Genomic DNA, 12900 nt, shown 5'->3' with positions numbered 1-12900 from the left:
GCAATTGTATCGTTCGGCCGGCGCTCAGGCGCCGACGGCTTTCTTGTTGACGAAGCTGAAGGCCAGCACGGCGAAGATCAGCAGGCCGGTGGCGACCTGCTGCCAGTAGAAGTTCAGGCCCGTCAGCAGCAGGCCATTGGCGACGATGCTCAAGAGCAGAACGCCAAGCACCGTGCCGGCGACGTTCGGCCGGCCGAGTGGTGAAAAGGTGGTGCCGATAAAAGTGGCGCCGATGGCGTTCAGCATGAAGCCGTTGCCGGAGGAGGGGATATAGACGGTGACCGTCGCCGTCAGAATCAGACCGGCAAAGGCGGCAATCGTGCTCGCAAGAATGAAGGTCACGGCCACATGCTTTGCCAGGCCGATGCCCGAATACCGCACCGTTTGGGGTTGAATGCCGATGGCAAGCACGACGCGGCCGAAGCGCATGCGCGCGAACAGCAGTGCCGCGCTCGCGATGATGATCGCGGCGATCAGAAGCGGGACCGGCAGGCCGGCAATCGTTCCATGCCCGATAAAGCGGAATGCTGCGGAGATGCCTGATGGCGGCAGATAGACCGGATTGCCGCCATCCGTCAGCAGCTGCTGAATGCTGCGGCCAATGAACAGCGTTCCGAGCGTTGCCAGGAATGGCGACACGCCGATCGCCGAAATCAGCACGGCGTTGACGACGCCGACAACAGCTCCCGCGCCGAGGCCCGCCAGGGCAGCGAGCGGCACGGGCAGGCCCGCAAGAATGCCGGAAACGAAGGCAAAGCTCGCGAAATCGACGGCCGTCCCAACCGAAAGATCGATGCCGCCGGCGGCAACCGCAAAGGTCATGGCGATCGAGACGATGGCAAGCAGCGTGAAGTTGTTGACGAGAATGCTCTGCAGGTTACCGACACTCAGGAATGTCGGCGCCACGGTCGAAAACAGCGAGAAGACGACGATAAGGGCGATAATAAGCCCATAGCGGGCGATGCCGGCGACTGATCTTGTCGGGGCGATGGCAGCGGTCATGGCTTAGATCTCCCTTTTGCGAAGCAGGGTGGTTGCCGAAACCACGATCAGGATCAGTAGGCCCTGGACGCCGCTGACCAGTGTGCTGGGCAGGTTGAGCAGCTGAAAGCCGTTGATGAGGAAGCCGACAAATAGCGTCGAGATCAGTGTGCCGCCGATGGTCGGCACGAGCCGGCGGGAGAAGACCGAGCCGAGCAATGCGGTGACGACAACGGGAAGCAGCATTTCGCCGGAGCCGGTGGTGCTGCCGCTGAGATAGGCGACGGACAGGATGCCGGCGACGCCACCGCAGAGGCCGCTGGCAACGAAGGCTCCCGCGATAAGGCTTTTCAATGGTAATCCAGCGGCGCGTGCGGCCTCCGGAAACTCCCCGACGGCATAGAGCCCGAGGCCGAGCGGAGTGAATTGCACGATCGCCGTGACGATGACGGTAAAGCCGATCAGCACATAGGCCAGGATCGGGATGTCGAAGCCGTCCGAAGACGAAAGAACGGTCAGCAGATCGGTCGAGGCAGGAAGCACCGTGTTCTGCGTCAAAACCAGCTCCAGCCCGGCGACCACATTCATCACGGCGAGGGTCGCCAACAAGGGCACGATGCCGGCAAAAACGATCGCCAGCGCATTGACGGCGCCGATCGCGAGACCGGTGGCCAGTGCGCCCGTCGCGGCGAGCGCATCGCTGAAGCCGAGCTGGATAAGGGTTGCGTAAACAGCAGCGCTCAGCCCCATATTGGCGGCAAGCGAGAGGTCGATGCCGCCCGTGACGACATTGGAGCCGCCGGCGATGAGCACGATGGTCAGGCCGATGGCGAGAACGCCCGGAATGGCCGATTGTCCGAGCACGTTGCCGATATTGCCGACCGTGAGGAAATAGGGCGCGGTCAGCGCGAAAATCGCCAGGATGGCTGCGAAGGCAAGCAGCGAGCCGAACCGTAAGGCCGCAGCCGCAAGCTTGCCACCGGTCGGCAGCGCCTGCGCCGTCTCAACCTGGGGGAGGGAGGCAAACTGAACATCAGCCGACATGGCGCAATCCTTCCAAGGCACCGGTCGATGCCGACAGCACTTCATCCGTTGTGGTCTCAGAAGAGATCAGTTCGCGCGTGACGCGGCCGCGAAACAGCACGAGGATCCTGTCCGTGATGCCCACAAGCTCCGGCAGGTCCGACGAAAGAACGATCACGCCGGCGCCGCGCGCGGCAAGCTCGCCGATCAGCGAATAGATTTCGACTTTCGAACCGATATCGACGCCGACGGTAGGCTCGTCCAGCAGGTAGATTTCCGACCGGCGGCTCAGCCATTTGGCGATCGCCACCTTCTGCTGATTGCCGCCCGAAAGGGTGCGCACCAGCGCCTCGCGCCCGGCCGTCTTGATCTGCAAGCGCTTGATCAGCTCGTCGGTATCGTCGCTTTCCCGTTTGCGGTTGAGAAAGCCGAAGCGCGTGTAGCGGCCAAGGCTCGACAGCGTGATGTTTTCACGCACGCTGAGCTCCAGGCCCACGCCATGGCCGCGCCGGTCCTCGGGCACCAATGCGATCTGATGATCGACGGCTTCGACTGGATTGCGAGGCTTCAGGCCGCGCGCATCGATATCGATCGTCCCGCTTGTCGCCGCCTGCAGCCCGAACAAGGTCCGCACGAGATCCTTTGCTCCGGAGCCAAGCAGCCCGGTAATGCCGAGGATCTCGCCGCGATGCAGGGAGAAGCCGACATCATGGAAACGGCCCGTTGCCGAGAGGTTTTTGACCTTGAGGATTTCCTTGCCGAGTTCGATTTTCCGTTTGGGAAACATGTCGGCGATATCGCGTTCGATCATCAGGCTTGCGATCCGACCGGCCGATATCCCGCCCGTCGTCAGCGATGCGACGTCGACGCCATTGCGCAGAACGGTAACATCGTCACACAAGGTCTCGATTTCGTTGAGATAATGCGAGATGTAGACGATGGTCACGCCTTCGCTGCGCAAACGTCGGATCAGGCGGAACAAAATCTCCGCCTCCTGACGCACCAGCGCCGCGGTCGGTTCGTCGAAGACGAGGATCTTCGGCTTATGCAGCAGCGCACGGGTAATCTGGACGATCTGCCGCTCCGCGGTCGAGAGCTCGCCGATCAATGCATTCTTCGGCAGATCGACGCCGAAATAATTGGCGAGGAGTTCGTCGGCGCGGCGCTGCATGGCGCTGCGGTCCAGGAACGGTGTCTTGCCGCGGCGAATTTCCCGCCCGAGAAAAAGCGCTTCTCCGACGGTAAAGGTCGGGACCAGAAGCCGATCCTGGTGGATGAAGTGAATGCCGAGTTCTTCGCACAGATGCGGCGTCAGGCGATCATAGACCCGGCCCTCAATCTCGATGCGCCCTTCATCCGGAGTGTGCAGACCGGCCAGGAGCTTGATCAGCGTGGATTTGCCGGCGCCGTTCTGCCCGACAAGTCCGTGGACGGTGCCGCGCCTAATGGCGAGCGATGCGCCGGCCAGCGCCTGCGCGCCGCCGAAGCGCTTGACGATGCGATCGAAGCGCAGGATGTGCGACGCGTTGTCTGATTCAGTCGCGTGCTCGGCTGCGATCATGAAAGGGGCCTTTCGCCATTTAAGAGGGCGATGCGGGGGAATCCGCATCGCCGGTTTTCAGGTCAACTGATACCGAGCGTCTTGATCACGTCGGCGACGTTGCGCTTGTTTGCGAGCAGCGCGGGCACATAGGTCTCGCGTGCCAGCGCCTGCCCCGACAGCAGCTTGGCGACATTGCGAATGGCAGTGCGGCCGATCTCCGCCGGCTGCTGGGCTGCATCGGCCCCGGCCGGCGAATTGGGATCGGCGACGAGCTGCAGCACTTCCGGACTGCCGTCGACGCCGTAGGTGCGGATCTCGGTGCGGCCGGCGGCAGCGAGGGCCTGTGTGGCACCCAGCTGCGGAATGTCCCAGGCCGACCAGATCGCCTTGATCGAACCTTTTTCCGGATACTTGTTGAGGATCGCGGTGATCTGCGTAAAGGCATCCTGAACCGTGTTCGGAATGACGTCGCGCAGCTCCGGCTGAATGATCTTCACCTTCGGGAAGTATTTGACGACGTTGACGAGCTGGTCATAGCGGATCGCGCAAGGTGTCACGCCGTAGAAGCCGTTGAAGACGACGATATTGCCTTCGCCGCCGATATCGGAGACGAGCTGCAGCGCCAGGTCCTTGCCGATGCCCCAATTGTCCGAGGTTGTGTTGTTGATCGAATTGGTCGAGCCGACGTCGACGGTCAAAACCGGAATGCCGGCGTCGCGGGCCTTTTTCAGCCAGGGATCGATGACGCTCAGCGTGCCGAGGATCTGGACGATGGCGTCAGGCTTCTGCGCGATCAGCGTCTGCAGCTGCGACACCAGCTTGCCGTCGTTGCGGCCGGCATCGACGGCGATCGGCGTGCCGCTCAGCCGCTTCACCTCGTCGATTTGCGCATTGTAGGCCTGCAGGTCGAAATAGTGGTCGGTTCCGGTCGCGCTGATGGCGATGCGCTTGCCCTTCAGCGACAATGCATCGTCGGCGGCTGCGGCTTTCGACAGAATGCTCGAAGCCGCGAGCGCGGTCCCGGCAACGGCCGTCAATTTCAAAATATCCCGGCGGCCAAGTCCGGTCGTTTTCTCATTGGTCATGAAAGCACCTCCAGTAATCCAAAATTCCAATAGATTATAAAATAGATAGATTTAACGATTTAAAGAGAAACGTTTTTCCAAAACCGGAACGCATGGGGAAATTTCCATGATGTGGTCTGTCTGCCGGCACGTCGGGTTTTGCGGCGATGAGGGCTAACGGCGCCGAATGGAACGCATTCCGATGCCGGAATTGTGCGTCAAATGATCGACCAATCGCGAGGCATGTCCTTGCCGCCATCCGTTCGGCTGGGGAACAAAGAATCTCCGAAGGCGAGCAAAATCGGATGATTTAATCTACTAAAAACATAGGGATTATATCTAATAATTGCACGCGTCGCAGGGTGATCTGTCCGTCAGACGACGCTTTCGGTTGATCGTGAGGATCGCGACAATGAAATTTCTCACACGGCTTGCCCTGTCGGCCGTTGCTCCTCTTCTTCTTACGCAAGCTGCGCTGGCTAGTGGCGTGAACGGTGCCCCTGCGCCCTTTGACAAGGGTGGCGTGAAGGTTGCTCTCGTCAGCTATATCTCCGCCGGTGACTTCTTTCAGGCCTATCAGGCCGGCGCCGAAGCACAGGCCAAGGCGCTCGCCATCGATCTCCGCGTCTTCCCGGGTCGTCAGGATGCTGCCGCGCAGCGTGAACAGATCCTCCAGGCGATCAATCTCGGCGTCTCCGCCATCGTCATCGACCACGGCCTGCCGGAATCGCTTGGCGATGTCATCCAGCAGGCGCTCGACAAGGGTATCAAGGTCGTCGCCTTCGACGTCAATCTCAACAATCCGAAGATCCCGCAGGTTGAACAGAGCGATCACGAGCTTGCCGATCTCGCTTTGAAGCAGGCGGTCAAGGACAATGGCGCCAGCTTCAAGGCGGGCTATGTCTATATTGCCGGCTTCGCGCCGCTCGACCGTCGCAATGAGGTCTGGAACACGTTCAAGAAGCAGAATGCAGGGGTCGTCGAAAAGGCCCGCTTCGGCAATGTCAGCGATACGACGGCGACCTCAACCGCCGACCAGGCAAAGGCGGTGCTGACGGCCAATCCCGATATTACCGTCGTCTTCGCTCCCTATGATGAATTCGCACGCGGCGTGAAGCTTGCCGCCACGGATCTCGGCATCACGGACAAGCTGAAGATCTATTCGGCTGATGTGTCGACCGCCGACATCCAGGAAATTACCGAGCCGGGCAGCCCCTGGGTCGCGACGGTCGCGACCAATCCGGCCGTGGTCGGCGCCGTCTCCATCCGTGCTGCCGCATTGCAGATCGCGGGCCAAGAGGTTCCGCATCAGATCACCGTTAAGCCGACACTGCTGACGCAGGAAGGGCTTCGGGCAGCCGGTGTGAAGACGATCGAGGAACTCGCGCAGAAAGTTCCCGCTTTCAGCGTGAGCGACGCGGTGACCGCAAGCTGGATACCGGACAAGCTTTTCTAAGCTGCCGACTTCGATCTTCCGGCGGGGTCCTTTGATTCCGCCGGATTACGTCACTGAACCGGAGTTCACATCATGAGCCAGTCCAACGTTGTCTTCGCGAGCAATCGAAACGCCACGCGGGAGGACCTTTTTGCCAGAGCGGAAGCGATTGCCGCGGATCTTTCGAAGCGCGCCGCGGAGCTTGACCGCGAAGGTCGCCCGCCGCTCGGTGAAATCGTCAAGTTGAAGAATGCGGGCCTGCTGAACGCCCTGCACGCGCCGCAGATCGGCGGCGGCGGTCTCGATTGGGTGGATGGCTTGCGTCTGGTGCGCATTCTTGCGCGCGGAGAAAGCTCCATCGGCCAGCTTCTCGGCTATCACTATGTCAACAGCCAATATGTCTATTGGGCTTTCGATGAGGCGCGCGCGCAGGAGTTCGGCGGCAAGACGGTCGCCAACAGCCTTTATTGGGGCGCCGCCGTCAATCCGCGCGATCCCGGCCTCGTGCTGACGCGCCGCGGTAATGGCTACGTTCTGAATGGCCGCAAATCCTTCTCGACGGCCGCTCACCTATCCGATTACATCAACGCCAATGCCGCGCTGGACGACGGCATTGTCGGCTTTGCGGCCCCGACCAATCGAGCCGGCTACAAGGCTAATGATGATTGGGACAATTTCGGCCAGCGCCTCTCCGACAGCGGCAGCGTCGAGTTCCATGATTTCCCCGTTTATGAGGAGGATCTGGACAGCGCGGCATCGACCGGAGGCGAGGCACCGGTACTTGCGACATTCAACACTCCGCTCATTCAGCTTGTTTTCGTGAATTTCTATCTCGGCACGGCCGAGGGCGCATTGCGCGAGGCGGTCGACTATGTCCGGAGCACAACGCGGCCCTGGGTTACCTCTGGTGTCGAGCGTGCAGCGGACGATCCCTATATTCTCGAGCGTGTCGGTGAATTTACCGCCACGCTGAAGGCATCCGCCGCTCTAGCCGATAGCGCTGCTGCAGCGGTCCAGCAAGCTCTAGCCAAGGGGCACAAGGCGACGGCACGGGAACGCGGCGAGGCGGCGACCGAAGCCTATGCGGCGAAGGTGAATGCCACGCACGTGTCGCTTGATATCACTTCGCGCGTCTTCGAGCTCACAGGTGCGCGTTCGACCGCGGAGAAATATCGTTTCGACCGTTTCTGGCGCAATGTGCGGACCCATACCTTGCACGATCCGGTTTTCTACAAGGCCAAGGAAGTCGGTGAGTTCGTGCTGAACGACAAGATCCCCGAGGTCAGCCTCTACAGTTGAATACGAGGGCGGCGACGCGGTGCGGCTAAAAAATGGGTGGGCTCGCAATCTGCGCCGGTGATGACGTCACCCGTGCTCAGATCGGTTAACGCTGTTGGTATCCGGTGTGGTGCTGACCACGGTCGGAACACTTAGCAGCTTTAAGCGCGCGCTTCCGGCTGTGGTTTTTCACGCAACGCTGGACGGTTCATGCTTTGATATCTGGCTCACAAATCCTGTGCTCAAATCATTATTCTGTGGAGGCGGCTGGCACATGCCGTAATGCGCACACGTTCCCCGCTAGGATCTCCTCTCTCGCGAATCGCTGCAACGTCCGTTTTCACAAGGGCAGGCGATCGCGATTGAGAATGAAATTGATCCAATGGAGTCCTTCATGGCTGACATCCGCACACCACTTTCCGGGGTGATACCGAAGATTTCCGTCGTCGGTGTCGGCGGTGGCGGCGGCAACGCGATTAACAATATGATCGCGCAACAACTTCAGGGCGTTGAATTTATCGCGGCAAATACGGATGCGCAGGCGCTTGCGACGTCGAAGGCGACCAGGCGCATTCAACTTGGTGCACAGGTGACGGAAGGTCTCGGCGCAGGCTCTCTGCCGGAAATCGGACGGGCCGCCGCTGAGGAATCCATTGATGAGATCATGGACCACCTCCAGGGCACGCACATGTGCTTCGTCACGGCCGGAATGGGTGGCGGCACCGGCACCGGCGCTGCTCCAATCATCGCTCAGGTCGCGCGGCAAGCGGGCATCCTCACGGTCGGCGTCGTCACCAAGCCCTTTACGTTCGAAGGCAACCGGCGCATGCGTACGGCCGACGAGGGCATCGAGCAACTCCGCAAAAGTGCCGATACTGTTATCGTCATCCCCAATCAGAACCTGTTTCGCATTGCGGACGCCGCAACCACCTTCGCAAATGCCTTTGTGACTGCGGACCGGGTCCTGTACGCGGGCGTCGGCTGCATCACGGATCTGATCATCAAGGAAGGTCTCATCAACCTCGACTTCGCCGACGTCAAATCCGTAATGCGGGGAATGGGGCGCGCGATGATGGGAACGGGCGAGGCGTCAGGGCCAGGCCGCGCATTAAAAGCGGCCGACGCCGCCGTTTCCAACCCGCTTCTGGACGACATGAGCATGAAAGGCGCGCGGGGCGTGCTGATCTCCATTTCCGGCGGGACGGATATGACGCTGTTCGAGGTCGATGAGGCCGCCAGTCGCATACGCGACGAAGTCTTTACTGATGCCGATATCGTTGTCGGCGCGATCTTTGACAAGAATCTCGACGGCGTGTTCAGGGTATCGGTCGTTGCAACCGGTCTGGAAAGTCTCGCGGCGTCTGCTGTTCAGGCCGGGGAAATCAATATGGACCGGTACTGATGGGCTCCCGCTTGGTGGCTCTGACTTAACCTTTTGATTATATTAGAGCCCCGGCGTCATGGCGGGGGCTTTTGTCTCTCCGTCAAAGCGCGCCGTTCTTCGGCGGGATGACGTCGTTGAGGTGGTAATTGCCGACAACGTGATATTTCCAGCGAACCGGGTCATGAAGCGTATGCGTGCGGGCATTGCGCCAGTGCCGGTCAAGATTGAGGTCGAGCTTCACCGATGCCGTCCCGGCAAGCTCGAACAGCGTGTTCGTCGCCTCGATGGCGATTTCCGTCGTCAGCACCTTCGCTGCCGCAACGGCAAGCGTCGCTTCGACCACTCTCTTTTCGGTCGTCTCGACTTGCGCGGCATCGACCTTGCGGCCGGCGCGCTCGATGGTTGCGGTCGCGGCTTCGAGCCGGATAGCGATCTGGCCGACCTTGGCGATGGTCAGCGGATCGTCGCTGGCGCGCTCCACGCCGCTATCCATCCAGGGGCGGGATCGGGTCTTCACGAAATCCAGCGTCTCGGCAAAGGCGGCTCGCGCGATGCCGAGATCGACGCCGGCATGGATGATCTGGCCGACAGAGCCGATCGTCGTTGGCCGCTCGAAACCCTTGTGATGGAGGACGACATGGTCGGCATTCACATAGACATTGTTGAGGACCGTGGTGCCGCTGCCCGTCGTGCGCTGCCCGAAGCCATCCCAATCATCGATGATTTCGATGCCGTCCGTGCCCTTCGGAACGAAAGCCATGACCAGCTTGTCAGCTTCATCCAGCGCGAAGACGGTGACCCAATCGGCAAAGAGAACACCCGTCGAATAGAATTTGCGGCCGTTGATGCGATAGCCGGGACCGTCGCGGGTGATGCGCGTGTCGTAATGCCCGACCGTTTTCGTGCCCCGTTCGGAGAGAGCGTTGCCGAAGCGATCGCCCGCCAATGCGCGGCCGAAGAAATAACGCTTCTGATCTTCCGAACCATCGATGCGCAAAGCCTCGAGGATGTAGAAATGGTTCTGCGGGATCTGCCCGATCGAGCCGTCGGCCTCAGCCAGGATCGCGGTGATCTCCGCCAGCGTGGCATTGGAGACATCCAGGCCGCCATATTCCTCGGGAACGGTAATCGCCAGCAGTCCGGATAGAGCCAGCGCGTCCATTTCGGCAAAGGGGAGCAACCTCTCGCTGTCGCGCTCCGAGGCGGTGGCGGCAAAGCGCTCGGCAAGCTCCTGCGCAACAGCCAGCGCCTGTTGCTCGGTCTCCAGCAAAGCCGCCTCGGGATGCGTGGCGTTGATATGGTGCAATTGCGTGTTCATGAGCAGGCTCCGATTTCATTCGGCGCCACGATGCCGCATTCAAGGCGGTGGTTCGAGAAAAGCCATTTCGTTTTTGGCGGTGCGGTCGCGTCTTCGTTTCTTTCTCTATAGAATTAATAGTCAATTGCTGCCTGAAACTGCGTCGTCATTGATAATCATCGATGTTCTCACCCAGCTACCGACGCGCGGTTCGCCAGTCTTCAAAGCGCGCATGCGCGAGCGCAAGCGAAGCGACGACGGGCGTGAAGCGGTGGAATGGCAGCGGACGGCTGGATTGCAGCGGGATCGGCAGCGATGCCGCCGTTTCGCCGAGCGCCAATCTCGCAAGGATTTGGCCGAGCTGGGCGGTCATGGCGACGCCGCGGCCGTTGCAGCCGATCCCTCCGAAGAAGCCGTCACCGAAACGGTAAAGGCGCGGCAGGAAATCCGGCGTCATGATCGCCATTCCGCTCCAAACGATCTCTACGCCTGGATGGCGCGGCAGGCGGAGTTCGGATGCGAGCCGGTCAACGACGGCGCGGCCAACGCGGTCGAAGGCGCCGATCGGATTGATCGCCATGCCGCCGCTGATCAGCCTGTTGTCGCGATCGAGCCGGTAGGTGAAAAGGTTGGAGCGCGTATCGCCGACCGGCCGCCGATGCCGCGCGATCCGCGCGACGGTCTCGGCATCAATCGGCTTGGTTGCGACCTGATAGACTTTCAGCGGTACGCCGGTTCGCCCCATGCGCGCGGCAATGCCATCGGTAAAGGCGTTGGTGGCGAGGATGACGGCATCCGTTTCTATTTCGTGGCCCGCGAGACTGACGCGCCATGTGCCGCCATGTCGTTCGACGCGCTCGACCATGCTGTTTTCGCAGATCGCGCCGCCGCGCCGCATGACCGCGCCGGCAAGTCCGTAGAGATAATTCAGCGGATGGATGGTGCCGCCGGAATGATCGATCAATCCTCCGGAATAGATATCCATGCCCGTTTCGTCCTGGATGGCGCGTGCGTCGAGAAATTCAACTGGACGGCCAAGCTCCGTCCAATCCTGTGCTCTTTGACGCAAGATCGCAGCCATGTCGTCGCCATAGGCCGGCTGTAGCCAGCCGGTCTGCGCGGCGTCGCAGGAAATCTTCTCTTCCGCAATGGTCGCAAAGACCTCGTCTGCTCCTATGCCGACGAGCGACAATAGAGCATCGGCCCTGTCGCGCGGCAGCTTCTGGCGAACGGTCGCCGGATCGGCCTTGGCGAAATTCGGGACGACAAAGCCGGCATTCATGCCGCTCGCACCGGCACCTAATCGCCCTGCCTCAGGGACGATGACGGAGCGGCCGGCACGGGCAAGATGAAGGGCTGCGGTCAGGCCCGTGAAGCCGCCGCCGATCACGACGACGTCTGAGCGGGAGGGAACATCGCGCGAAAGTTCGGGGGCGGGGCCTGCCGTCAGCGTCCACAAGGTCGGATTGGTGGGGCGAGCAACGGGGCTGGGCATCAGCGAACGATCTTTCAATACCTATGCCAGATGGCTGTCACGACAGGTGAGCCGCCGAAGGGATTGCGCCAGAATGTTTCCCGCGAGGCGCATCGGAAAATGCGCCTCGCCGTTTGCAGAAACGATGGCCTACTTGATCTTGTCCTTCAGCGCGGAAACGTCTTCCATTTTGAGTTCGCCATCGGTGACGACCTTGCCGTCGCTGATCTTCCAAAGGCGGAAGGGACCGGTGATGTCGCCATACGGATCGAAGGAGACCGGCCCGATGACGCCTTCGTAGCGGATCGACTTGCCCTCCTTGATCAGGTCGAGCGCCTTGGCGAATTCTTCCTTGCCGGCATAGATCGGCGTGCCCTTGGGATCGACGACCTTGTAGATATCGTCCTTCAGCTTGGACGTGTCGTCGCCGGCGATCGCAAGCGCGAGACCGACGATCGCGCCGGCATCATAGGCGCGGTCCGCAGCCGGATTGGTCGGCTCTATCCCTGAGAAATCCCTGTAGTTCTTGTTGAAGTAGTCAGTCGATGGCGTCGGCGTCGTGCCCGAGGACGTGCCATAGGCCTCCTTCAGATAGTCGGCGCCGACGGAATCGATGAAGTCGGGACTGTTCATACCGTCATTGAGCAGGAATTTCTGCGGGCCGCCCTGCGAGATCCAGGTGCGGGCGATGGTTGCACCGTCGACCGGCGTGCTGACGAGGTAGAGGCCGTCCGGATCACCGCCCATGCTGGCGGTGACTTCGGAGGCATAGCTCGACTGCTTTTCATTGTAGGGCGTCGTCGAGACGATCGTGCCGCCGAGCGCCTTGTAGGCCTTTGAGAATTCGGCGACCATGTTGACGCCGAAATCGTTGTTGACGTGGATGATCGCGAGCTTCTTGAAGCCCTTGTCGATCGCATATTTTGCGGCTGCTATGCCCTGCAGCGAATCCGACGTGATGGTGCGGAAGAAGATGCCGTTCGTCTTGCCGTCACGGCCGAGCGCCGTCAGCGTCGGTGATGAGGCGGCGGGCGATACCTGCACGATCTTGGCGGGCGCAGTGACCGAGGTCAGGATCGGGATCGTCACCGAAGAAATGATGCCGCCGATGATGGCCGGAACCTTCTTGACCTGCACGAGCTGGGTAGCAGCATCGACCGCGACATTGCCCTGGCTCTGGCTGTCGCGCGTATCCGTCACCAGATCGCAGCCGTGAGCGCCGCCGGCGGCATTGATATCTCGGAAGGCCATCTCGACGGACTTGGCGCCCGCCTGGCCGTACTCGCCGGCCGGGCCGGTCAGCTCCATCACGAGGCCCACCGTTACCTTGCAGTCGGCAGCATTGGCGGCTCCGGCTCCGGCCAGAAGCGCCAGGGCGGTGCTGATTTGAAATATCGTCTTCTTCATCTTTGTTCCCCTTG

General features: G+C 61.0%; 10 protein-coding genes. 3 read left to right on the top strand and 7 right to left on the bottom strand.

Annotated features, from left to right (window positions below; translation table 11 throughout):
- Window positions 1–24: 24 nt before the first annotated feature.
- From HGP16_RS12400 to HGP16_RS12385, 4 genes are all read right to left on the bottom strand, one after another.
- Window positions 25–1002, bottom strand: a complete 978-nt coding sequence (locus HGP16_RS12400) for an ABC transporter permease (protein ID WP_168840306.1) — start codon at window positions 1000–1002, stop codon at window positions 25–27.
- 3 nt (window positions 1003–1005) lie between these two features.
- On the bottom strand, window positions 1006–2025 hold the full coding sequence (locus tag HGP16_RS12395) for an ABC transporter permease (RefSeq protein WP_168840305.1): 1020 nt from the start codon (window positions 2023–2025) through the stop codon (window positions 1006–1008).
- Window positions 2015–3565 carry a sugar ABC transporter ATP-binding protein gene (locus HGP16_RS12390; RefSeq protein ID WP_168840304.1) on the bottom strand — a complete coding sequence of 517 codons (1551 nt, stop codon included), beginning with the start codon at window positions 3563–3565 and terminating at the stop codon, window positions 2015–2017. The genes HGP16_RS12395 and HGP16_RS12390 overlap by 11 nt, the downstream gene beginning before the upstream one ends.
- Before the next feature lie 62 nt (window positions 3566–3627).
- The gene (locus tag HGP16_RS12385) at window positions 3628–4632 is read right to left on the bottom strand and encodes a sugar ABC transporter substrate-binding protein (RefSeq protein ID WP_168840303.1); all 1005 of its coding nucleotides are present in this window, start codon (window positions 4630–4632) and stop codon (window positions 3628–3630) included.
- 391 nt (window positions 4633–5023) lie between these two features.
- Here HGP16_RS12385 and HGP16_RS12380 point away from each other — a divergent pair, with 391 nt between their 5' ends.
- The 3 genes from HGP16_RS12380 (at window position 5024) to ftsZ (ending at window position 8726) form a co-directional block, all read left to right on the top strand.
- Complete coding sequence (locus HGP16_RS12380; RefSeq protein WP_168840302.1) at window positions 5024–6067, top strand: substrate-binding domain-containing protein; 1044 nt, start codon at window positions 5024–5026, stop codon at window positions 6065–6067.
- A gap of 72 nt (window positions 6068–6139) precedes the next feature.
- Entirely contained in the window at window positions 6140–7345 is a 1206-nt protein-coding gene (locus HGP16_RS12375) for an acyl-CoA dehydrogenase family protein (protein WP_168840301.1), read from the top strand.
- Between the two features lie 373 nt (window positions 7346–7718).
- Entirely contained in the window at window positions 7719–8726 is a 1008-nt protein-coding gene (gene ftsZ, locus HGP16_RS12370; RefSeq protein ID WP_168840300.1) for a cell division protein FtsZ, read from the top strand.
- A gap of 82 nt (window positions 8727–8808) precedes the next feature.
- On the opposite strand, the gene HGP16_RS12365 is transcribed toward ftsZ, so the two are convergent.
- From HGP16_RS12365 to HGP16_RS12355, 3 genes are all read right to left on the bottom strand, one after another.
- Entirely contained in the window at window positions 8809–10026 is a 1218-nt protein-coding gene (locus HGP16_RS12365; RefSeq protein WP_168840299.1) for an SfnB family sulfur acquisition oxidoreductase, read from the bottom strand.
- A gap of 175 nt (window positions 10027–10201) precedes the next feature.
- Window positions 10202–11500 (bottom strand): FAD-binding oxidoreductase, encoded by a 1299-nt coding sequence (locus tag HGP16_RS12360; protein ID WP_168840298.1) that lies wholly within the window; start codon window positions 11498–11500, stop codon window positions 10202–10204.
- A gap of 129 nt (window positions 11501–11629) precedes the next feature.
- Window positions 11630–12886 (bottom strand): ABC transporter substrate-binding protein, encoded by a 1257-nt coding sequence (locus tag HGP16_RS12355; protein ID WP_168840297.1) that lies wholly within the window; start codon window positions 12884–12886, stop codon window positions 11630–11632.
- Window positions 12887–12900: the final 14 nt, after the last annotated feature.

The sequence above is a fragment of the Rhizobium sp. P40RR-XXII genome (genome assembly GCF_012641405.1).
Lineage (GTDB): Bacteria > Pseudomonadota > Alphaproteobacteria > Rhizobiales > Rhizobiaceae > Rhizobium.
The sequence above is the reverse complement of the archived record's forward strand: the minus strand, read 5'-3'. Positions and strand labels throughout refer to the sequence as shown.